Origin of the sequence: Williamsia herbipolensis, assembly GCF_000964005.1 — a bacterium.
In the GTDB taxonomy this organism is placed as follows: Bacteria; Actinomycetota; Actinomycetes; order Mycobacteriales; family Mycobacteriaceae; genus Williamsia_A; species Williamsia_A herbipolensis.
On sequence record NZ_JXYP01000030.1, the window covers coordinates 101,813 to 123,116 of the forward strand.

The window sequence follows — 21,304 nt, forward strand, 5'->3', positions numbered from 1 at the left end:
TGGTCCGTCCGCGAGCGTCAGCGGATCAACGCGGGGTCGTAGACCTCGCCGACCACGCCGGCGGCGAGGTGTAGCGCCAGCCCGGGCGTGCGGGGACGGATCGAGACGGTCGTACCGGTGCCCGAGGCCTGCACCCACAGTCCGTGCAGGCCCGCCTCGACCGGCGCTATCACCGGGCTGCTGTCCCCGATCCGCACCTCGACCTGTCCGGCGGCGTTCGCGCAGTAGGCGAACTGCACGGTCCACCGCCATCGGATGAGCGGCCCGTCCAGATCGATCGCCGTCGGGCCGGTGACCTCGGGGCGGTCGCAGGCACCCGCGCCGGCGGCGAATCCGCGCGCCCGGGTCACCGAACCCGCGGTGACGGTGCCCTTCGGGCTCAGCACGCGCAGATCGCCGGTCCAGTCACCGAACTCGGGCCGCTTCGACAGCCCGGAGAAGACGTTCTCCACGAGGTTGTCCGGGTAGGCGACCGGGGTCAGCACCTCGAGCGGGACGGGTTGGGAGAACATCGGGGTGTCTGCCGAGGCGGCCAGCGATGCGCGCGCGGTGGTGACGTAGTCGCCGGTGGGGTCGTGGGCCCACGATCCGGCGAAGGTCAGCGTCGAGACCACCGAGCCGATGGCCGAGAACGCGACCACCGCCGCCCCGACCAGTCGTGGGCCGCGACCCGGGTGTCCACCCGACCGCGATGGCGCGGCGATGATCAGCGCGGCCGCCGCGACGAGCACGACGGCGGTGTCGGGGAGGTAGCGCAACGTCTGCGACAGCTCCAGCGCGGTGGTGGTGCTGCTGCGGTTCCAGCTGACCAGCGCCTGCGCCACCACGATGTAGCCGACGGTGCACACCACGATCGCCACCGCGCCGCGTCGAGCGCGGATCGCCGCGACCACCGCCCCGGCGACGACGAGCCAACCGACGATCTGCAGGCCGACGCCGGGAGTGCCGAACGGCGGGCTGGGTATCCAGCGATCCCATGTCCACGGCCCGCCCGCGACGGCCGGGACGATCCCCTCGCTCACCGAACGCCACACCAGTGCGGCGGTCTGCCGGATCGAGTGGTCACCGGCCGTCGGCCGTGCGACCACGACGAAGACCACCGCCCACACCGCGGCCACCGCCGACAGTGCGATCCACAGCCCACGGGCCCGCCGCCACACCACCGGCAGCGCGCGGGTCGGTTCCCCCGGGTCGCGCCCGAGCTGCGACAGCCGCACTCCGAGCAGGGCGACCGCGAACGCGACCGGCGCGATCAGCGCCGACTTCTCGAAGAACGCCAGACCGACGGCGAACACCACCGCGGAGCGGATCACGATCGTCCGATTCTCGATGATCGGGGACCGAGGGCCTCGCGGCGCGGCGCCGGCGCGGTCGCGGGTCAGCAGGACGGCGTCGGCGACGACCCACGCCATCGCCGCCTGCAACGGCAGGTTGTTGAGCCCCGACGCCCACCATGCGAACGACGGCACGACCATCGGCGTCAGGAGATAGAAGGCGAAGGCGACCAGCGCGGCCGGTCGACGGCCGGCGATGACGACGATCATCCGCGCCACCGACGCCGACGCCACGAGCTGCCCGACGAGCAGGGTCGCCGCGGCCACCGGCCAGCTCAACGGGGCCACGGCGGTGACGAGGTCGATCACCGCCATCGCCGCCGGCATCAGGTGGCCGTCGTGGTCGTCGAAGAGCAGCGACGGCGCGAGGAACCCGTGGGTGCCCGCGCGCGAGGTCAGGATCAGGTCGTCCCAGTAGAAGTTGCCCCGTACGAGCACGTAGGCGCGCACCACCACGTGGATGAGCAGCAGCAATCCGAGGGCGATCACCACACCACGACCCGCATGGGCCGGTGACCGGTGGGCGCGCACGTCGACCGACACCGCCGAGGTCGTGCTGGTCGGGTGTGCCACCGCTCATTGGTACCAGTCGCCCGCCCCGGGATCGCACGACACACGTGGCAAGATCGGTCCGATGAACGCCTCCGACGATGCGGCTGGCTCGCCGATCGACCTGAGCAGCTACGGACTCTCGTCCGACGTCGACGACCTCCCCGACGAGATCGACGAACTGCGCCTCGAGATCGACCGTCTCGACGCGATCATCCTCGGCGCCATCAAACGCCGGACCGCCATCTCGAAGAAGGTGGGACGCACCCGCATGGCGTCGGGCGGACCGCGCCTGGTGCACAGCCGCGAGATGAAGGTCCTGCAGCGCTTCTCCGAACTCGGCCAGGAGGGTCACACCCTCGCGATGATGCTGCTGCGTCTCGGCCGCGGACCGCTGGGACGGTGACCGGGACCCGCGACAGCGTCCTGTTCGTCCACTGGCACGATCTCGGACGCCATCTCGCCTGCTACGGCGCCGCCGGGGTGGTGAGCCCTCATCTCGACGCACTCGCCGCCGACGGTGTCCTGCTCACCGACGCCCACGCCGCCGCCCCGCTGTGCTCCCCCGCCCGCGGTGCGCTGTTCACGGGTCGGTACCCGCACTCGACCGGACTGATCGGGCTGGCCCACCACGGTTTCGAGTACCACGACGACGTGGCGACGCTCCCGGCGATCTTGTCGCGTGCGGGATGGACGACGCAGCTGTTCGGCATGCAGCACGAGAGCTCCGACCCGGCGCGGATCGGTTTCGACGACTGGGACGTCTCGGACTCCCGCTGCGATCACGTCGTCGCACGCAGCCAGGAATGGCTGGCCGACCACGGCGCCGACGGTCCGTTCCTGCTGACGGCGGGGTTCTTCGAGACCCACCGCCCCTACCCCGCCGACGAGTACCCGCCCGCCGATCTTGCCGGCGTCACGGTGCCGCCGTTCCTGCCCGACGCGCGACCGGTGCGCGAGGACATCGCAGGCCTGCAGGCGTCGGTGACGAAAGCCGATGCGGCCGTAGGACGGTTGCTGCAGACGGTCACCGACCTCGGCCTCGACGAGTGCACGTGGATCGTGTTCATCACCGATCACGGCATCGCGTTCCCCCGCGCCAAATCGACCCTCTACGAGGCGGGAACGGGCGTCGCCTGCATCATCCGTCCGCCGACGTCACGGATTGTCCCCGCACACCGGTACGACGACCTGTTCAGCGGCGTCGACCTGTCGCCGACGATCCTCCACGCGCTCGGGCTCGACGTGCCCGAGGACATGGAGGGCTTCTCCCACGCCGACGAGATGTTCGGCGCCACCCCGGAGACGGCGGACGCGGTGCGCTCGGAGGTGTTCACGGAGAAGACCTTCCACGACAGCTTCGACCCGATCCGGGCCGTGCGCACCTCCACGCACCGGTACATCGAGAACTACGCGCGACGCCCCGCGCTGAGCCTGCCGCTGGACATCCTCGACAGCCCGTCGGCGCTGGCGCTCGACGGGTCGCAGGACCTCCCGCGTCCCGAGCGCGAGTTGTACGACCTCCGCGTCGATCCCCTCGAACGGGTCAACCTCGCCGAGGATCCCGCGCACGCCGACATCCGCGACGACCTCGCCGAGCGCCTGCGCGCCTGGCGGACCGACACCGGCGACGAACTGCTCGACGAGGCGACCGGAACCGCGATCGCGGCGGAGTTCATGCGACGTCATCACGCCCAGCTCGACACCGAGGCCGCCCGACAGGACAACCGCTCTCTTCCGTCCCGCCGCCCCCTCGGCGAGCAGCGCGAACTGCGCACGAGGGATTAGGGCCTCCCGGCCCGAACGGTTCGGTCAGGGCCGGGAGACGGTACGGAAACCGATGTTGCCCGCCGACGACGCGGGGGTGGTGTGCGAGCGCGCCGCGACGCGGTAGCGCCGGCAGTACGAGTCGTCGCACAGATACGATCCCCCGCGCAGCACGCGGGTCGCTCCGCGGTCCGGACCGGCCGGGTCGGCGGTCGGACTGCGTCGATACCACCGCGGGTCGAAGCGGTCGGAGCACCACTCCCACACGTTGCCCGACATCTGGCGCAGCCCGAAGCCGTTGGGCGGCAGGGCATCGCCGGGCAGCGTCGGCGCCATCCCGATCCGCGACCCCGGGTGCGCCGGGAACGCCGATCCCCACCTCCCGGGGTCGTAGGTGTGACACAACTCGGCGCCCGACGGTGTCGTGCGGTCGTCACCCCACCCGAAGCGGGTCCCCTCGAGTCCGCCGCGCGCCGCGTACTCCCACTGCGCCTCGGTGGGCAGGGCCCGCGACGCCCACCGGCAGTAGGCGAGCGCATCGTCGTGCGACACGTGCACCACCGGGTGGTCGGCGAGGTCGGCGCGACGGTCGGGGCCCGGTCCGAAGGGGTGTCGCCAGTCCGCGCCGCGCACCTCCCACCACCACGGCGCGGTGGGTGCGGCACCGAGGACGTCGACCGACGCGGGATCGACCAGCGCGTGGAACACCGCCGACGACCCCGCCCTCTCGGCGGTCGTGCGGTATCCGGTGTCGTCGACGAACGCCGCGAAATCACTGGTGAGGACCGTGGTCTCGTCCATCGCGAACGCGGCGACGATCACGGGGTGGCACGGCGTCTCGCCGTCGGTCGCGACACCCTCGGCGTACGGGTCACCCATGTCGAAACGTCCCCCGGCCAGCGGCCGCTGCGCCACCCGGTGGGTGCCCGTCGTCGTGACGGGCACCGCGCCCGGGACCGCCGTCGAGGTGTCGGCGGCCGGCGAGCAGCAGGGTGCCGCCTGCGCCCGGTCCGCGAACCCCGTCATGGCCTACACCTTAGGGAGCCGTCGCCACCGACGGCGTGCGCGTCCACCGTGAACGGGGCGCGACGGCGCCACTAGGCTCATCGCGGAGAGGGTCACGAGCCCGCGCGACGCCAGAACCGAGAGGTCCACCATGACGAGCGACACCACCGAACACGATCACGACATCACCGGTACCCACGCCTGGCAGGAACTGTCGGCCCACCAGCCGCACGTCTACGCCATGCACCTGCGCGAGGTCTTCGCCGTCGACCCCAAGCGGGGCCGCGAACTCGTCATCGACGTCGGCGACCTGCACATCGACTACTCGAAGCACCGCGTGCTGCGCGAGACGCTCGATCTGCTGGTGTCGCTGGCGCGCGAGGTCGATCTCGAGGGCAAGCGCGACGCCATGTTCTGGGGCGAACACATCAACACCTCCGAGGACCGCGCGGTGCTGCACACGGCGCTGCGTCTGCCGCAGGGCGCGACGCTGAAGGTCGACGGTCAGGACGTCGTCGCCGACGTGCACGAGGTGCTCGAGGCGATGGGAACCTTCACCGACGCACTGCGCAGCGGCGAGTGGACCGGTCACACCGGCAAGCGCATCGAGACCGTGGTGAACATCGGCATCGGCGGGTCCGATCTCGGCCCAGCGATGGTCTATCAGGCCCTGCGGCACTACGTCGACGCCGGCATCAGCTGTCGATTCGTGTCGAACGTCGACCCCGCCGACCTCGTCGGCACCCTGGCCGATCTCGATGCCGAGACCACCCTCTTCGTCATCGCGTCGAAGACCTTCTCGACACTGGAGACCCTCACCAACGCGACCGCAGCCCGCACCTGGCTGCTGGAGAAGCTGGGCGTGGGACCTGACGACGGCGCCGTCGCCAAGCACTTCGTCGCCGTGAGCACCAACGCCGAGAAGGTCGCCGACTTCGGCATCGACACCGACAACATGTTCGGGTTCTGGGACTGGGTCGGCGGCCGCTACTCGGTCGACTCCGCGATCGGGCTGTCGGTGATGGCGGCGGTGGGCAAGGAGGCGTTCGCCGACTTCCTGCACGGCTTCAACGTCGTCGACAAGCACTTCCGCTCGGCGCCGCTGCACCAGAACGCGCCGGTCATCCTCGGCCTGATCGGCCTCTGGTACAACAACTTCTGGGACGCGCAGTCGCGTGTGGTGCTCCCCTACTCCAACGACATGGCCCGCTTCGCGGCGTACCTGCAGCAGCTCACGATGGAGTCGAACGGCAAGTCCGTGGACGCCCACGGCCATCACGTCACCGTCGACACCGGCGAGATCTTCTGGGGTGAGCCCGGCACCAACGGTCAGCACGCCTTCTACCAGCTGCTGCACCAGGGCACCCGGATGGTCCCCGCCGATTTCATCGGGTTCGCCTCGCCGACAGACGATCTCCCCGTCGACGCCGACGGTTCGGGGTCGATGCACGACCTGTTGATGAGCAACTTCTTCGCCCAGACCAAGGTGCTCGCGTTCGGCAAGACCGCTGACGAGATCGCCGCCGAGGGTGTCGACTCGCACGTGGTGGCGCACAAGGTGATGCCGGGCAACCGTCCGTCGACGTCGATCCTGGCGCCAAAGCTCACGCCGTCGGTGATCGGGCAGCTCATCGCGCTCTACGAGCACCAGGTGTTCGTCGAGGGCGCGATCTGGGGCATCAACTCCTTCGACCAGTGGGGTGTCGAGTTGGGCAAGACCCAGGCCAAGGAGCTCCTCGAGGTCCTCATCGACCCGGCGGCCCCGGCCGCGCAGGACGATTCGTCCACCGATGCCCTCATCCGGTGGTACCGAGGAGAGCGTGGACGCGACGTCTGAGCGCACCTCCGGCACCCGTCGGCCGCGCTTCGTCGATCGCGCGGCGGCGGCACGGTTGTCGGTCCTCGACGACATCTTCTACCGCGGCAACCACGGCCGCGGCGCGGAGGTCGTCATGCAGGGTGTGTGGCGTTTCGCCGAACCCATCGCGCCCGACGATCTCGCCGACCTGCACCGACTGCTCGCCGCCAGTGACCTGACGCGGCGGGTGGCGACGTCGCGGGTCCCGTTCGCGCGTCGCAGTTTCGTCGCCGACGCGATCGTCGCACCGTTGCGGGTCGATCCCGAACCGGTTGCGCCGCACGACGTGGTGGCGTGGGCCGACGACCGCGCCGCCGCGAGGTTCGACGTCGACCGCGGACCGGTGTGGGAGATCGCGATGCGCCCGGTCACCGACGGCGGGTCGGCGGTGACGGTCAGCTGTTCGCACGTGGTGACCGAGGGGCTCGGCCTGATCGGTGTCGCCCGGGCGGCACTCGCCGGATCCGATCCGAGCGCGGTGCGCACCCCGACCACACCGCCGCGGCTGCGCGACGACGTGATCGACGCGCTGCTGTTGTGGGTACACGTCGTCGTCGGCGTGGTGCGCAGCCTCGCACGAACCGTGACCGATCCGCAGGTCCGGACAGAACTGTTGGCCGCGGCCCGACCGCCAACGCGGCCCGCCGCAGCCCCGTCCGGACCGCCCGTGCGTGAGGTCCACGCCGTGCTCGATGTCGATGCGGCGCACTGGGATCGGTTCGTCGCCGACAGTGGCGCCACCTCCACCGCGGTCGCGACCGCTCTCGCCGCCGACCTCGTGCGCGAGGTCCGCGGACCCGGACCGGTCGAGGTCGCGATCCCCATGGCGGGCGGTGACGAGACCGGCGAGCTGATGATGGCGGAGACGGTGATCGACGACGCCGACGACGCGGCCGTGTGCGCCGGCAAGCTGCGCGCCGCCTACGCCGCGGCGGGCGGCGGGGCGTCCGGTTCCGGCCTGGGTCCACCGGGTGGGATGCCCGCCGAACTGCTGCAGCTCCTCGGCGACCGCATCGCGCATGCGATGGTCCCCGATCCCGGCGGACGCGAGGCCCTGGTGTCCCCGTTGGGCGATCTGGGCGGGGTGTTCGACGAGCTCGGTGGGCACCGCGCGACCGGCATGGCGGTGCGGTCGGTGGAGCCCCGACCCACCGACACGCCGTCACGGACCGTCGTGCGTCTGTGGTCGGGCCGCTCGGCGGGACGCATCACCCTCACCCTCGTGACACCCGGTCGCCCGAGGCGCGACGTCGCGATGGATCGCCACCGGCTCGGTGAACTCGGCGCCGCGGTCGCGGCGCGGCGGGGACTTGTAGCCATTCCATGGTGATCGCTGCATACGATCATTGACATGGTCACGTTGAGAACCGCTGTCACCTCCGCGCTCGCGATCGTCGGCACGGCCGCGACCCTGGCCGCCTGCACGTCCGGGTCGGAGTCGGCGGGCACCGACGCCCCGGCGCGGCCCAGCACGTCGGTGCCGGTGTCGGCGAACGTCGTCGCACCCGCGGGCCTGGTCGACCGCACCCCCACCGGCACGACCCTGGCCTTCGGCGCGAGTGCCTACCTCCCCGCAGACGCGTTCCGGCCCGCCGGTCAGCTCGCCATGTTCACCGTCACCGGCATCGAGCCCGGCTCGGCATCGGAACTGCCGGAGTCGGTGACCCATGGCGGCACCCCGTTCTACGTCCATGTCACCGTCACCCAGCTGGCGAACCGCCAGCTCGACGTGCCGTCGGTGGTGGGCCTCGCCGGCAGCAGCGACGGGCGCACCCCGACCCTGACCGAGACCCCGCCCGACGGATTCGACAAGTGCCGGGCGACGGAAGCCCCACGCACCCTGGGCCGTGGCAACTCCTACGCGACGTGTTTCGTCGCGGTGGCCGACAAGGGCGTCGATCTGACCCGGGTCATCTACTGGGCGCAGACCTCGACCGATCCCTCGGCCAACTACAAGGCCGCGCCCGTGGTGTGGTCCGACGGATCGCCGACCGCACCGGCATCGCCGCCGGCCACGACGGGCTGACCGCGTCCGTCCCCCCGCGGATCAGTGCGGCCACTGCGCCGGGCGCGGCGACGGGGACGGGTCGCCGGTGACGGCGGCGCCGTAGTCGTGTGAGCGGGTACGGACGGTGTCGCCGCCCGCGCGTTTGGCCTCGTACATCGCGGCGTCGGCGAGATCGGTGAACAGGACCGTGGTCATCAACGACCGATGACCCGGGAGGCGCCCGGTGAGGTGCACGACCCCGACACTGGCGGTCACCGGCGGATCGCTCGTGGTCGAGATGGTGTGCAGCACCTGATTGGCCAGACGCATCGGCTCGGTCCAGCGCAGGCTGTCGGCGACGACGAACTCGTCGCCACCGATCCGCGACACCACGCCGCTCACACCGAGCGTGGCGCGCAACCGTGTGGCGATCTCGGCGAGCACACGGTCGCCGTAGCGGTGGCCGAACCGGTCGTTGATCTCCTTGAAGTTGTCGAGATCGGCGACGATCACCGCGAGACCGTGCACGTTGTCGGGATCCATGCTGTTGAGCCGGTCGAGGGCACGTTCGAGCCCACGACGGTTCAACACGCCGGTGAGGGTGTCGAGTTCGGCCGCCGCGGCGTCCGATGCCAGCGCCTCCATGAGGAACTGTGTGGCCACGGGGATCGAGATCCCGATCAGCACCGCCTGGATGATGCCGACCGCGACACTCGAGGTCGCCGCGCCGTCGTCGGCGAGGATGAAGCCGGCGATCGCACTCGCCGACGCCAGCGAGAACACGAGGTGGGCGGCGAGCAGACGTGCGCCGTGGAAGAAGGCGATGTAGCCGCCGACGAGACCGAAGGCCGCACATCCGTAGAGGCCGCCCAGTGTCTTGTACTGCGCGAGCGAGCCCACCAGGATCGTGACATCGCAGACGCACACCCACGCACGCGATCGTGCCGGCGACGGCCACGGGAACAGCACCCACATCAACGACAGCCCCGACCCGACCACGATCGACGCGATGAGCATGGCCAGCAACGACGTCGTGAGGTCGGCGTCGATGAGGACGACAACGGGCACCAGGGTCACCATCGCGGCCGACAGGGCCAGGATGATGCGACTGGGTTCGATGAGCTGACGATCGGCGAGGTAGCTGGTGAACCAGGCGAACTGGTCCTGTCGTTTCCACCAGTGCGACAGGGCCCACCCGAGTTGACCCAACGCGACGGCGATGCGGATCACCTCGGATCCCCCACCATCGTCAGCCCCCCGTGATGCCTCCGGTCAGCGGCGCGTCCGGCGACGACGCGTCACGGCCGGTGAACGACCGCAATTGTGTGCGGTACCTGTCGAGAATGCTAACGCACGGGGATTTCACCGCCGTGAGCTACTTGAGCAGGCGGGACATCCGCCGGTCGGCGAGAATCTTGCCGCCGGTCTGGCACGTCGGGCAGTACTGGAACGCCCGGTCGGTGAACGACACCTCGCGCACGGTGTCACCGCACACCGGGCACGGCATGCCGGTGCGCGCGTGCACCCGTAATCCGGACCGTTTCTCGCCCTTCATGGTCGCGACCTCCGCACCCTCGAGTCGCACGATCGCGTCGGACAGGACGGCGTTCACCGCGACGAACAGCCGGTCGAGCTGATCGTCAGAGAGCGATTTCGCCGTCGCGAACGGGGAGATCTGCGCGGTGTGCAGGATCTCGTCGCTGTAGGCGTTGCCGACGCCGCTGATGACCCGCTGGTCGGTGAGGACGGTCTTGATACGCGCCCCCGTCCCGCCGAGGATCGCGGCGAGCTCGTCCCGCGTCAGCGACAGGACGTCGGGGCCCAGCGTCGCGATCCGTTCGACCTCGGCGGTGTCGCGCACGATCCACACGGCCAGGCGTTTCTGGGTTCCCGCCTCGGTCACGTCGAATCCCTCACCCGGCAGCCCGCAGTGGACGCGCAAGGCGATGGGCCCCTTGCCGCCGGGGCGGGGCGGTGTCTGCGACAGGTTCGACGACCACCGCAGCCACCCGGCGCGGGACAGGTGGATCACCAGGTGGATGACGTCGCGCTCGGCATCGGGGCCGGTGGGTGCCACCTCGGCCGGATCGGTGCTGATCACGAGGTACTTGCCGATGCGGTGGACACCGGCGACGATCCGGCCGGCCAACGCCGAGTACGGCGGGTCGGCGGTCTTCAGCACGGCGAGCGACGCGACGTCGACGCGACGTATCGGTAGTCCGGCCGCACGTCCGTCGACGTAGTCGGCGATGGCCTGCACCTCGGGCAACTCCGGCATGCGGTCCAGTTTCCCTCACCCGTCAACCGTTCGGCGCGATTCGACCGGCCGCGCACGACGACGGTCAGTACACGACGTTGCGATAGGGCATGAGCATGACGTCGTCGAGGGTCGGCCAGAGGTCCACGACATCGAAATCGTCGTAGTGGATGAACACGATCTCACCGACACGGAACCGCGGTGACACACAATAAAAGGCCTGCGCCTCATCGAACGACAGCAGATAGACCTCGTCCTCGCGGACGGGTTCGCCGTCGTACTCGCCGATGACGGCCTCCTCGGGCGCCACCCCGAGGTCTGCGAGTTCGAGTCGTTCGTACCGGGAGATCTGGTCGGCGGGTGTGCGGATCCCGTAGACGCCGGGCCACGTCAGTCCGAAACCCGGATGGGTGTTCCGTTGGAACGCCCGCAACGGCTCGGGCAGTACGTCCCAGATCGGCGAGACCTCGCCGAAGTCGCGCGGGTCGGTACCCACCCAGGGGGCGTAGGCGTCACCGTCGGTCGTGACGTAGACCAGCGCTGGATCCCCCACGATCATCGCGGGCACGACATCGATGAGCTGGTCGCGCATCAGGGCCGCAAAACGTGGCAGCAGATCGACGAACTCGTGATCCCATCGAGCCATGGCCGCGCTCACACGCTCGGGCGCCGACCTCGCTGCAACGATCGCCTGCCAGACCTCGGGGAGAGCCCGAGCCGCCTCCGAATCGGCATCGATCCATTCGACGTCGCCACCGACGATCAACGTGGCGACAGCGTTCCGATCGACACCCGGCCCGGTCACCGCGCCCCGCTCGACGTGGCCACGGCACCGACCATCCGCGCAGCGTTCGTCCCGTGCGCCCGGCGTGACATCGACACCTCCCAGAGGCGACCAACGAGACACGACAACGTGCCCTGCGAGAATGGATTTGGACGCCGGTACATTAACAGTTCATCTCGGTCGGACACCCGGTCCCGGTCTCGAGGTCTCGGCGGAAAGGTTCGGCCATGGCTCCTCCGCCGCAGGGTGCCTCGTCCACCGCACTGTCCGACGTCGAACTGGCCGCTCGCCTCGCCCGCGGCGCCGGTGAGGTGCTGGTCGCGGCTCGACACCGCTCGCTGCTCACCGGCCGCATGCTCGGCGATGTCGGCGACGCCGTCGCACAGGCGTGGATCGCGGCGGCGTTGGCCACCCATCGGCCATACGACGCGATCCTGTCGGAGGAGGCCCGCGACTCGGGTGCGCGGCTGCGCAGCGAACGGGTGTGGATCATCGACCCCCTCGATGGCACGCGGGAGTACGCATCCGGGCGCGACGACTGGGCGGTCCACATCGCGCTCACCGTCGACGGCGCACCCACCGACTGCGCGGTCTCGCTGCCCGCGACGGGTGAACTGTTCCGCACCGACGAGGTGTCGCAGGCCGATGAGCCGTCGGGCCGGCTCGTCGTCTCCCGGTACGGCCTGAACTACGACACGGCGTGGGTGGCCGACCGGCTGTCGCTGCGGCCCTATTCGGTCGGCTCGGCGGGCGCGAAGGCGATGGCCGTGGTCCGCGGCGACGCCGACGCGTACGTGCACGGGACCGGTCAGTACGAATGGGACAACTGCGCGCCCATCGGTGTCGCACTCGCCGCGGGCCTGCACTGCAGCCGCTTCGACGGGTCGCCGGTCGTCTACAACCGGTCGCGCCCCTACGTCCGCGACTTCGTGATCTGCCGCTCCGACATCGCCGACGAGATGCTGTCGGCGCTCGGCGATCTCTTCTGATCCCTCACCTGCGCCGGGGTCAGGGTTTGCGGAGCAGATAGATGTCCATGATCCAGCCGTGTTCGGCGCGGGCCCGCGCGCGTTCCTCGGCGATGCGGTCACCGACGTCGCCGACGGTGCCGCTGATCAGGATCTCGTGCGGTGTACCGAGGTAGGCGCCCCACCAGATGTGGTCGTCGGGGGCGGCGGTGTGTCGGAAGGTGCAGTCGGCGTCGAGCATCACGATCTGATTGGTGTCGATGCCCGGCGGCGTGTCGGCGAGCCGTCGACCGGTCGTGACGAGAATGGGTTCGCCGATGCGGTTCGCCAGGATCCGGTGTGCCGCAGTCAGTGCCGACGCACTGGTGACGCCGGCGACCACCTCGATCTGCAGGGGCACGCGGCCGCGTTCGACGATCGCGTCGGCGATGCGCAGGGTGCTGTCGTAGAGACCGGGATCGCCCCACACCAGGATCGCCCCGACACCGTCGTCGGCGAGCTCGGCGCGCAACGCGTCCTCGATGCGGGTGGCGCGTTCGTCGTGCCAGCGTCGGACCTCGGCGTCGTAGTCGTCGGGATCGGACCGCCGCGGCGGGTCGACGACCTCGACGAAGCGGTAGTTCCCGGCACCCAGGTGGCGGTCACAGATCTGCTCGCGCACCCCGATCAAGGTGTCGGTGGTCGAACCCTTTCCACGGGAGGACTTCTCGAGGACGAAGAACGCGTCGACACCGGTCATCGCGTCGACGGCCTCGATGGTGATCTGGCGCGGGTCGCCGGGACCGATGCCGATCACGCGGAGCGTGCGGACACCCGCGGGCGACGTCACGGACGGGCGCGCTTCAACCCGTGGAACCGGGCCATCACGTCGAGCATCGACTGCGACGGCAGGATCCGCTTGAGCGCGAACACGATCGGCGCCTTGTTGCCCCTGGCGTACAGCGTCTTCGGGCTGTCGGCCAGTGCCGCCGTCACCACGAGGTCGGCGAGCGGTCCCACCGCCATCCCGTTCGCCTCGTTGCGGCGGGTCGCCGCGGCGACGACGTCGTAATCGGCGGCGTACGCCGAGTTCTCGGCGACGGTGTAGACGCGGCGGTCGGCGATACCGGTGGCGATCGTCCCCGGCTCGACGGTGGTGATCGCGATGCCGAACGGCGCCAACTCGCGGCGGGTCGCGTCGGAGAAGGCGTGCATCGCGCTCTTGGTGGCCCCGTAGACCGATCGGAACGGCAGCGGGAAACTCCCGAGCATCGACCCGACCATCACGATGCGACCGAAGCGGCGCTCGCGCATCCCGGGCAGCAGCGCCTTCGTGAGTGCGATCGGGCCGAAGAGGTTCGTGGTGAACACCTCGTGGATCGTGGACATCGGGGTGTCCTCGAGCGGGCCCATATGGCTCACGCCGGCGTTATTGATCAGGATGTCGACGGCACCGGCCTCGCGGGCGCACTGTTCGATGCTGTCGGCGTCGGTCTGGTCGAGTGCGATGTAGCGGACACCGGGCACGCGGTCGGCCTCGGCGATGCCGTCGGGGTGGCGACTCGTGCCGATCACCGTGTGGCCGGCCTCGACGAGCAGTCGGGCCGCGGCCTGGCCGATCCCACTGGACACACCCGTCACGAGAACGGTCCGGGGAGCGGTGGTGGCGGAGTGCGATGAGGTCACGCAGATCACTCTAGGGCGTCGGCCATGGCACCTCCATGACGCCATCCGCCCGCGGATGCGCTACGAATATGAGTCATGACCACCGCGTATGACTTCACCGCCACCACCATCGACGGTGAGGAGGTCAGCCTCGAGCAGTACCGGGGCCGGCCCCTGCTCATCGTCAACACCGCGTCGCAGTGCGGTTTCACCCCGCAGTACACCGGTCTCCAGGAGCTGAACAAGACCTACGCCGACAAGGGCCTCGTGGTGCTCGGCTTCCCGTGCAACCAGTTCGGTCACCAGGAGCCCGGCGACGCCGAGGAGATCAAGAACTTCTGCAGCCTCACCTACGACGTGAGCTTCCCGATGTTCGAGAAGGTCGACGTCAACGGCAGCGACGCCCACCCGCTGTTCGCGTGGCTGCGTTCGGAGAAGTCGACCATCCTCGGTAACCGGATCAAGTGGAACTTCACCAAGTTCCTGGTCAACAAGGAGGGACAGGTCGTCGACCGGTTCCCGCCGACCACCAAGCCGCAGGCGCTGACCGGCAAGATCGAGAAGGTCCTCTGACCCTCGCGTCGACATCTCATCGCCGCCTCAGCCGGCACTTGTAGCCTGGTCTCGCCCAGCGCCGCGCAGCGGCCCGAACCGAGGAGGCCTCCAGTGAGCGAGTCGATCACCGCGTCCGACCAGACGCCGGCCGATCTCGATGACCACTCGCCGGATCCGATCTGGGCGCCACGGCGTGCCACCGCGATCGTCCTGCTCATCTGCGGCGCCATCGGGTTGCTGGCCGCGGTCACCCTCACGATCGAACGCTTCAAGCTGCTCGAGGACCCGTCGTACCGTCCGAGCTGCAGCCTGAACCCGGTCCTCTCGTGCGGATCGGTGATGGTGACGAAGCAGGCCCAGTTCTTCGGGTTCCCCAACCCGCTCATCGGCATCGGCGCGTTCAGCGTCGTCCTGGTGATCGGTGTCCTGGTGCTGGCGCGCGTCGATCTGCCGGTCTGGTTCTGGGGTGGCCTCACCGCGGACCTGGCCGCGGGGATGGTGTTCGTCGTTTACCTGATCGTCGAGAGCCTCTATCGGATCAACGCGCTGTGCCCGTACTGCATGGCGGTGTGGACGGTGACGCCGATCCTGCTCGTGATCGCCGCACAGACCACCGCCCGGCTCGGGTCGATACCCGCCCTCTGGCGTGTCGTCGACAAGGCGTGGTTCGTCCTGATCGCCTACTACATCGTCGTCGTCGCGCTCATCGGCGAACGGTTCTGGTACTACTGGTCGACGCTCCTGTGAACCCGGCAGTCCTGTGAACAACGCCGTCGCCACGGCTGTCAGCGCACGGATCGTGTCGGCCGCGGCGGTTACCGTTCGCCCATGAGCGAGCGCTTCCCCGACGACTGCCCCACCCTCACCCGCGACGGGACCACCGTTGGTTTCTCCCCCTCCCCCGACGGCATGAGCCTGTGGGTGTGGTGGCGCGACACCGACGACCGACACACCGACAGCGAGGTGATCGGCGCGTTCCCCACCTACGAGGCCGGTGTCGCCGGCGCGCTCAAGGCCATCGCCGATCGCGACATCGCCACGGCCGGAACCGAACCCGACCCCGACGTGGTGAAGGTGGAGGCGCAGTTCCTGGAGAAGACGTTCACCGAGACCGACTGGATGGGCCTCGGCTTCTAAGACCCCGGCACGCGAACGGGCGGCCACCGAGCCGTGAGGCTGCGGTGACCGCCCGAGGCGTCAGGTCCGGGTCGCGATCAGCCGGCGGCACCGACCGTCTCGACGGACTTGGTGTCCGATCCTGTCGGCCCTGCCGTGATCGACGGCCCGGCGGACGTCGACGGGGTGCTCGAGCTCGACGGGGTGGTCGCACTCGGCGAGCTCTCACCGGTCGACGGGGTGACCGGCGCACTCGTGCCGGTCGACTTGATGACGGTCGGCACGACCGGTGCGCTCGACTCCGAGGTCGACGAGCTCGTCGACTGCGGGGCCGGGACAACCGTGCTGGTCTCGTCCTGCGTCGCGATCAATGCCTGCGGCGCGGGGGCGTCGGACGCCGGGGCGTCATCCTGCGCGGGGGTGGTCGGGGCGACGGCCGCGACACGCAGCAGCGTGTTCGGGTTGGGGCCACCCGATCCCGGTGCCGTTCCGCCGGTGTTCGCGGGCGGACCCGCGACCTGAGGAGCGAAGATCCGCTGGATCGCCTGGAAGAACGAGTTGATCGCATTGGCGAAGAGCGACGTGTAGTTCGTGAACGCCTGCGTGATCGCGGCGACGAAGTTCTGGAAGAACACCGCCAGTACGTTCGGCGGTGCCGCCACGGGCTTCTGCGAGGCGATGAAGTCGGCGATCGTCTGCGCGGCCGGCTTGGCCGACCAGTCGTAGCGGTAGATGCCGAAGACCTTCTCGTAGTACGCATCCTTCACCTCCTGAGAGGCGTCGGCCGGCGGCGGCGGATCGAGCTTGGTGTCGACCTGGTCTCTCGTGGTGTAGATGAACATCGGCCCGGCGCCCTCCTGGGTGCTCCACGCCTTGATGAAGTCGGCGATGTAGGCCTGCTGCTGCGTCTCACCACCGGCCGCCGAGGTCGGGAAGCCGTACTCCGACGCCCAGATGAGCTTGGTGCCGTCGCCCTTCTCCATCATGATCGCGCGCATCTGCTTTACCTCGTTGAGCGGCGATCCCTGCAGGGTGCCGCCTTGCGAGTACGGGGTCGTGTACTGGTACGGGTGGTACGAGATCGCGTCGAAGTAGTTCTTAGCGCCCGCGGTGTACATCTGGTCGAGGAAGGTCGGCGCGTTCAGATCTGTGGCGCTCGTCGGGATGGCACCGAAGACACCGGCGATCACGGTGATCGACGGGTCGACGGTCTTGATCTTCTCGTAGGCGTTCTGCAGGAGCGCCGTGTAACCGGTCGGGTCAGCCTTTCCGCCGTAGACGTACCCGGAGTTGGTGTCGTTCCAGATCTCGTAGCCCGAGACGATGCCCTTGTACTTCTCGGCCACCGCGGCCGCGAAGTCGCCGTAGTCGGCCGGGTTGGTCGGCGGGCTGATCCGCGCGGGGTGGGACTTGTCGGTGACCGCCCAGTCCGGCGAGTGCGTGATGGTCGCGATGACGCCCATGTCGCGCGCTTTCGCGGCATTCATGATCTTGTCGATCTTCGTCCAGTCGTAGACACCTTTGCTGGTCTCGACATCGGCCCACGGAATGAACAGGCGGACATCATTCACGCCGATCGACTGCAGCTTGTCGAGCGTCTTGGCGACGTCGGCATCGCTCATGTTCGTGAGGTCGCTGTCGGCGACACCGAGGGTGGTCGGCTTCTCGATCACCTTGGCCACGTTGAGGATCGAGTACGCCGGCTCACCGTTGGGCAGCAATGCCTGCCCGCCGAATGCGCCAAACATGGTGAGCGCAGATAAAGAGACAACGGTCTTGGCGAAGGGAAAAGGGCGGGGGCGGAGCATGGACACAGGAATACCGCTTTCGATGTACTGCGGATCGGTAATCAATTCTTGTGCCGCAGATTAAGCATAGTTATAACAGGAGCAGCGGTACTTCTGTACAGCGAAACCGCAACCGTCTCGGATTCGTCTGAACGATGGACACCGGTCGCGATCAGGGTGTCCATCGATCGCTAGGTGTGAGATGCTGATCACGGTTCGGGGGAATCACATCAGCATCAGTCGGCCATCGGTTGGCCGACACTTCGTGGGGGAAACATGAAGCTCTTCAGCAAGTCAGCCATGTCGGCTGTCCTGGCCATGTCGGCGACCGCGATCCTGTTCGGCCAGACGGTGACCACGACGCCGTCGACCGGAGCAGTCGCCTTGACCGCCAACACTCTTCTCGTGATGGGCGGCAACGGTAATCCCGACGGCGTCAACATGGAGAAGGAACTCAACAACCGGTTCACCGGCAAAGACGGAACTCCCTATCCCGGTTACGTTTTCACGCCCGTGAAGTGGTCGGCGCAGACACCGATCAGCACCGGCGCCGACGGCACACTGTTCAACGTGTCGCAGGATGAGGGCCTGCAGAAGATCGACGCGGCCCTCGCGAAGACCTACGTCCCGGGCCAGAAGGTGGTCATCGTCGGGTATTCGTCGAGCGCCTCGGTGGTCAGCCGACAGATCAACGCGCTCCAGGCCACGCGCAACACCGGTGCTGCGGGCGTCGCCAGCACACCGTCCACCGAGGACCTCAGCTTCGTCGTCTTCGGTAACCCGATGCGGCCCAACGGCGGGTTCTTCACCCGGTACCCCGGTTACAAGATCGGTCCCCCGCTGGGAGTCGACTTCCAGCCGCCGCTCGGAGCGTCGGACTACCAGGTCACCGACGTGTGCCGCCAGTACGACGGCTTCTGCGACTACCCGACCAACCCGACCAACATGCTCGTCATGATCAACACCGCGCTGGGCATGTACTTCGATCACGGCGACTACTTCAACGTCGATATCGACAACAAGGACAACATCCTTCGCGATCAGACCGTCGGCAACACCCGCTTCATCACGGTGAAGAACACCCTGCCGATCCTGCGCTTCATGCCGTCGTTCCTGGCCGCACCGCTCGACGCGATCCTGCGCCCGCAGATCGAGGCGGCCTACGACCGCACGGGAAGTCTCGGCACCCCGACACGGTCCACGGTCTCGGCCGCGAACGATCCGCTGCTGAACCTGGTGAACACCTACCTGCGCCTCTTCGGCGGCTCGGGTTCGGGCACGCAGACTCCGGTCGAGTCGACACCGAACACGGTCACCAAGCAGGTCAGCGCCCGCAAGGCGGTCACCTCGCCGACCGAGGAGACGCCCGCTCTCACGGCACCGTCGACCTCGACGGCCTCGACCCCGACCGGCGATGCCTCGACCACGAGCTCCCCGGCACCGACCTCGGCCACCACGTCGAGCACGGTCCCCCTGGGTTCGGATCCGACCACGTCGACCGTTCCGACCAGCACGTCGACACCGAGCACCACCTCGGCACCGTCGACGATCACGAACACCGTGTCGCCGGCCGCCTGACACCACGCACACGACACGACCCCCACGCCATCGGCGCGGGGGTCGTGTCGTCTCTGTGCCCCCGGCAGGATTCGAACCTGCGACCCTTCCTTTAGGAGAGGAATGCTCTATCCCCTGAGCTACGAGGGCGCGCACCGGATCGACTGACGTCGCCCGGAACGACCCGAGTGTATCGGAGCCTTCCCCGCGTCCGACCGCGTACGGAAACAGGCGCTTTTCCCGGGCCGACACTTCGCCCGCGGCTCATTGTCGTACCCCTGTTCTAGGGTTGATTCATGCGCGACGCGGGGGTGCGACGAGTGAGAATCGAGCGCAGCGAGGCTCGGAGCGAAGGCGCGTCCACCCCCGTTGTCACAGCTTGGGCTGGGGTGGATGCGGGGTCGGTGGGGTTGCTCACCGATCACGTTGCTGCACCGGTGAACGCGTTGTTGGGCAACATGGTTCACGCCGCCGCCGGTCAAGCGTTCCTGGAGTGGATGCGGTACCGCGACGCCGGCGAGTTGCACCGTCAGTTGGTGGTGCCCCACGAGGCGTCGGATCGCCGGACGTTCGACGCGACGATGCAGTGCGCGGCCCGGATCGCGATCACCCACTCCATCTCCCAGGGCGCCGCCGAGCGGATCGTCGACACCGCCGTCGCTTTACGCGACCGGTTGCCGAAGGTCGCCGAATGTCTCCGCGATGGCCGGTTGGCGCCGCGGTATGTGCGGGTGATCGTCGAACGCACCGACCTCGTCACCGACCGTGACGCCCAGCAGGTCGTCGACACCGAGATCGCGGCGGCGTTGCGGCGACGCGGATCGTGGTCACCGTCGCGGATCCGGGACATGGTCGACCGCAGCGTCTACCGCGTCGATCCCGACGCTGTGCGTGCCCGCCGGAAGGCGGCAGTCGACGCCCGCGGATTCTGGACCGAACCCCTCGCCGACGGCATGGCACGGGTGGAAGCGACGTCCACCGCCGAGAAAGCCATCCAGATATCGCGACGCGTCGACGCCCTCGCCCGCGCGGTCTGCGGCAACGACGGCCGCAGCCTCGCCGCGCGGAAGTCCGATGCGCATTTCTGTCTCGTCATGGGTGCCGCGTGGGAATGCCACTGCGGTGACGATGAGTCGTGCGACGCCCCTGCGGTTTCCGACCCCGAAGCGCCTGCGGCGCGGGAGGTTCCCGGAACCGGCAGCAGCATGACGCTGCACGTTATCTGTGACCTGGAGACCGTCGCCGGGGACGGCGAGACACCGTGTTTCCTGGACGGCTACGGCGTGATCTCCCCAGCCCATCTCGACGACCTGCTCGACGAGCCCGGCCTCACCGTGGCGCCGATCGGACACTCCGATGACCCGCTCGCCCCACACACCCCGGGGAATCCGTATCGGCCGTCGACCGCACTGGACACCGTGGTCCGGGCCCGGTCGTTGTACTGCGACGTCGCCGGCTGCGAACGACCTGCCTGGGTGTGCGACATCGACCATGTCCGCGAGTACGACCACGACAATCCTTGCGCGGGTGGGCAGACGTGCCCGGGGAACACTGGATCCAAGTGCCGGCTGCACCACAACCTCAAAACCCACACCGCCTTCCTCGACGACCAGACCATCGGCCGCGACGGCCGCACCCAATCGGTGATCATCACCCCCGAAGGCTTGACGGTGGCCGGGCCGGCATTCGACGGCACCGACCTGTTCCCCGCCCTCAAAGACATCCGATTCACCGCACCCCAGAACGCGCCACCCGCTCCTGGACCCGCCGAAGAGCCAGCACCCACCAGACGCCGACCACGCCTGGCGGACAAACACGCCCGCAGACAAACAGAACGCGAACACAACCGACGCACCCGCGAAACCGACGAGCAGGCCGCGCGCGACGCCGAGGACGACAACCCACCACCGTTCTGACACGGGAGGGTGGCCTCTCCGGTTGCCGATCGACGGGGAAGTCGATAGCGTTCCGAATCACTTCGGTCGCCGACCCCCGATTTCGTTGCCCACAGGGCCGAAAAGCGGGGTCTGCCTCGCGTGTTTCCTGGGCGTCACACGATGGAAACGCTCCCGCGACAGGTCACCCATAGCGTCGCGTGAGCGTTCTTTCACGTTGCATCCAGCCCATCTGGGGTGG

At 68.8% G+C, this 21,304-nt stretch carries 19 protein-coding genes and 1 tRNA gene; 11 read left to right on the top strand and 9 right to left on the bottom strand.

All coding sequences use genetic code 11. The features are described 5' to 3' along the window. Nucleotides 1-17: 17 nt before the first annotated feature. Nucleotides 18-1,907: a hypothetical protein gene (locus tag TU34_RS16810; RefSeq protein ID WP_238981363.1), complete on the bottom strand. Its 1,890-nt coding sequence runs from the start codon at nucleotides 1,905-1,907 to the stop codon at nucleotides 18-20. A 61-nt stretch (nucleotides 1,908-1,968) separates the two neighbouring features. On the opposite strand from TU34_RS16810, the gene TU34_RS16815 reads away from it, so the two are divergent. Both TU34_RS16815 and TU34_RS16820 read left to right on the top strand, forming a co-directional pair. Continuing rightward, the gene (locus TU34_RS16815; protein WP_045824084.1) at nucleotides 1,969-2,289 is read left to right on the top strand and encodes a chorismate mutase; all 321 of its coding nucleotides are present in this window, start codon (nucleotides 1,969-1,971) and stop codon (nucleotides 2,287-2,289) included. Beyond that, complete coding sequence (locus tag TU34_RS16820) at nucleotides 2,286-3,671, top strand: sulfatase family protein (protein ID WP_045824040.1); 1,386 nt, start codon at nucleotides 2,286-2,288, stop codon at nucleotides 3,669-3,671. Before TU34_RS16815 ends, TU34_RS16820 begins: the two co-directional genes overlap by 4 nt. 24 nt (nucleotides 3,672-3,695) lie before the next feature. Here the strand turns inward: TU34_RS16820 and TU34_RS16825 are convergent, their stop codons facing one another. After that, nucleotides 3,696-4,676, bottom strand: coding sequence for a formylglycine-generating enzyme family protein (locus tag TU34_RS16825; RefSeq protein ID WP_045824041.1), 981 nt, complete (start codon nucleotides 4,674-4,676; stop codon nucleotides 3,696-3,698). Nucleotides 4,677-4,806: 130 nt separating this feature from the next. On the opposite strand from TU34_RS16825, the gene pgi reads away from it, so the two are divergent. The 3 genes from pgi to TU34_RS16840 are packed head-to-tail and all read left to right on the top strand — an operon-like array spanning nucleotide 4,807 to nucleotide 8,539. Continuing rightward, entirely contained in the window at nucleotides 4,807-6,492 is a 1,686-nt protein-coding gene (pgi, locus tag TU34_RS16830) for a glucose-6-phosphate isomerase (protein WP_045824042.1), read from the top strand. Continuing rightward, nucleotides 6,476-7,843, top strand: coding sequence for a hypothetical protein (locus TU34_RS16835; RefSeq protein WP_045824043.1), 1,368 nt, complete (start codon nucleotides 6,476-6,478; stop codon nucleotides 7,841-7,843). Before pgi ends, TU34_RS16835 begins: the two co-directional genes overlap by 17 nt. Before the next feature lie 21 nt (nucleotides 7,844-7,864). Continuing rightward, a complete protein-coding gene (locus tag TU34_RS16840) occupies nucleotides 7,865-8,539 on the top strand; it encodes a hypothetical protein (RefSeq protein WP_045824044.1) in 675 nt (224 codons plus the stop codon). Nucleotides 8,540-8,560: 21 nt separating this feature from the next. Here the strand turns inward: TU34_RS16840 and TU34_RS16845 are convergent, their stop codons facing one another. The 3 genes from TU34_RS16845 to TU34_RS16855 form a co-directional block, all read right to left on the bottom strand. Next, nucleotides 8,561-9,730 carry a GGDEF domain-containing protein gene (locus TU34_RS16845; protein ID WP_045824045.1) on the bottom strand — a complete coding sequence of 390 codons (1,170 nt, stop codon included), beginning with the start codon at nucleotides 9,728-9,730 and terminating at the stop codon, nucleotides 8,561-8,563. 145 nt (nucleotides 9,731-9,875) lie between these two features. Further along, nucleotides 9,876-10,778, bottom strand: coding sequence for an Fpg/Nei family DNA glycosylase (locus TU34_RS16850; RefSeq protein WP_045824046.1), 903 nt, complete (start codon nucleotides 10,776-10,778; stop codon nucleotides 9,876-9,878). 64 nt (nucleotides 10,779-10,842) lie between these two features. Then, nucleotides 10,843-11,562 carry a hypothetical protein gene (locus TU34_RS16855; RefSeq protein WP_045824047.1) on the bottom strand — a complete coding sequence of 240 codons (720 nt, stop codon included), beginning with the start codon at nucleotides 11,560-11,562 and terminating at the stop codon, nucleotides 10,843-10,845. Between the two features lie 206 nt (nucleotides 11,563-11,768). Between TU34_RS16855 and TU34_RS16860 the strand changes: the two genes are divergently transcribed. Beyond that, the gene (locus TU34_RS16860; RefSeq protein WP_045824048.1) at nucleotides 11,769-12,530 is read left to right on the top strand and encodes a 3'(2'),5'-bisphosphate nucleotidase CysQ; all 762 of its coding nucleotides are present in this window, start codon (nucleotides 11,769-11,771) and stop codon (nucleotides 12,528-12,530) included. Nucleotides 12,531-12,549: 19 nt separating this feature from the next. On the opposite strand, the gene cobF is transcribed toward TU34_RS16860, so the two are convergent. Further along, nucleotides 12,550-13,338, bottom strand: coding sequence for a precorrin-6A synthase (deacetylating) (gene cobF / locus TU34_RS16865; RefSeq protein WP_045824049.1), 789 nt, complete (start codon nucleotides 13,336-13,338; stop codon nucleotides 12,550-12,552). Beyond that, nucleotides 13,335-14,174, bottom strand: coding sequence for an SDR family oxidoreductase (locus TU34_RS16870; RefSeq protein WP_045824085.1), 840 nt, complete (start codon nucleotides 14,172-14,174; stop codon nucleotides 13,335-13,337). Before TU34_RS16870 ends, cobF begins: the two co-directional genes overlap by 4 nt. A 75-nt stretch (nucleotides 14,175-14,249) precedes the next feature. Between TU34_RS16870 and TU34_RS16875 the strand changes: the two genes are divergently transcribed. The 3 genes from TU34_RS16875 (at nucleotide 14,250) to TU34_RS16885 (ending at nucleotide 15,845) form a co-directional block, all read left to right on the top strand. Beyond that, nucleotides 14,250-14,726, top strand: a complete 477-nt coding sequence (locus TU34_RS16875; RefSeq protein ID WP_045824050.1) for a glutathione peroxidase — start codon at nucleotides 14,250-14,252, stop codon at nucleotides 14,724-14,726. 93 nt (nucleotides 14,727-14,819) lie between these two features. Further along, a complete protein-coding gene (locus TU34_RS16880; protein ID WP_162486043.1) occupies nucleotides 14,820-15,455 on the top strand; it encodes a vitamin K epoxide reductase family protein in 636 nt (211 codons plus the stop codon). Nucleotides 15,456-15,536: 81 nt separating this feature from the next. Then, entirely contained in the window at nucleotides 15,537-15,845 is a 309-nt protein-coding gene (locus tag TU34_RS16885; protein WP_045824051.1) for a hypothetical protein, read from the top strand. A gap of 77 nt (nucleotides 15,846-15,922) precedes the next feature. On the opposite strand, the gene TU34_RS22420 is transcribed toward TU34_RS16885, so the two are convergent. Next, nucleotides 15,923-17,632 carry a cellulase family glycosylhydrolase gene (locus TU34_RS22420; RefSeq protein WP_082080378.1) on the bottom strand — a complete coding sequence of 570 codons (1,710 nt, stop codon included), beginning with the start codon at nucleotides 17,630-17,632 and terminating at the stop codon, nucleotides 15,923-15,925. A gap of 279 nt (nucleotides 17,633-17,911) precedes the next feature. On the opposite strand from TU34_RS22420, the gene TU34_RS16895 reads away from it, so the two are divergent. After that, nucleotides 17,912-19,189, top strand: a complete 1,278-nt coding sequence (locus tag TU34_RS16895) for a PE-PPE domain-containing protein (protein ID WP_160298539.1) — start codon at nucleotides 17,912-17,914, stop codon at nucleotides 19,187-19,189. 56 nt (nucleotides 19,190-19,245) lie between these two features. Here the strand turns inward: TU34_RS16895 and TU34_RS16900 are convergent. Continuing rightward, nucleotides 19,246-19,318, bottom strand: a tRNA-Arg gene (locus tag TU34_RS16900). 239 nt (nucleotides 19,319-19,557) lie between these two features. Between TU34_RS16900 and TU34_RS16905 the strand changes: the two genes are divergently transcribed. Then, complete coding sequence (locus TU34_RS16905; protein WP_045824053.1) at nucleotides 19,558-21,084, top strand: DUF222 domain-containing protein; 1,527 nt, start codon at nucleotides 19,558-19,560, stop codon at nucleotides 21,082-21,084. The last annotated feature ends 220 nt before the right edge of the window (nucleotides 21,085-21,304 follow it).

Bases quoted from the DNA above. Each gene is read 5' to 3' on its own strand.
- TU34_RS16850 (WP_045824046.1), bottom strand. From the start codon at position 10,778: ATGCCGGAGTTGCCCGAGGTGCAGGCCATCGCCGACTACGTCGACGGA.
- pgi (WP_045824042.1), top strand. From the start codon at position 4,807: ATGACGAGCGACACCACCGAACACGATCACGACATCACCGGTACCCAC.
- TU34_RS16875 (WP_045824050.1), top strand. From the start codon at position 14,250: ATGACCACCGCGTATGACTTCACCGCCACCACCATCGACGGTGAGGAG.
- TU34_RS22420 (WP_082080378.1), bottom strand. From the start codon at position 17,632: ATGCTCCGCCCCCGCCCTTTTCCCTTCGCCAAGACCGTTGTCTCTTTA.
- TU34_RS16825 (WP_045824041.1), bottom strand. From the start codon at position 4,676: ATGACGGGGTTCGCGGACCGGGCGCAGGCGGCACCCTGCTGCTCGCCG.
- TU34_RS16895 (WP_160298539.1), top strand. From the start codon at position 17,912: ATGTCGGCTGTCCTGGCCATGTCGGCGACCGCGATCCTGTTCGGCCAG.
- TU34_RS16840 (WP_045824044.1), top strand. From the start codon at position 7,865: ATGGTCACGTTGAGAACCGCTGTCACCTCCGCGCTCGCGATCGTCGGC.
- TU34_RS16885 (WP_045824051.1), top strand. From the start codon at position 15,537: ATGAGCGAGCGCTTCCCCGACGACTGCCCCACCCTCACCCGCGACGGG.
- TU34_RS16815 (WP_045824084.1), top strand. From the start codon at position 1,969: ATGAACGCCTCCGACGATGCGGCTGGCTCGCCGATCGACCTGAGCAGC.
- TU34_RS16860 (WP_045824048.1), top strand. From the start codon at position 11,769: ATGGCTCCTCCGCCGCAGGGTGCCTCGTCCACCGCACTGTCCGACGTC.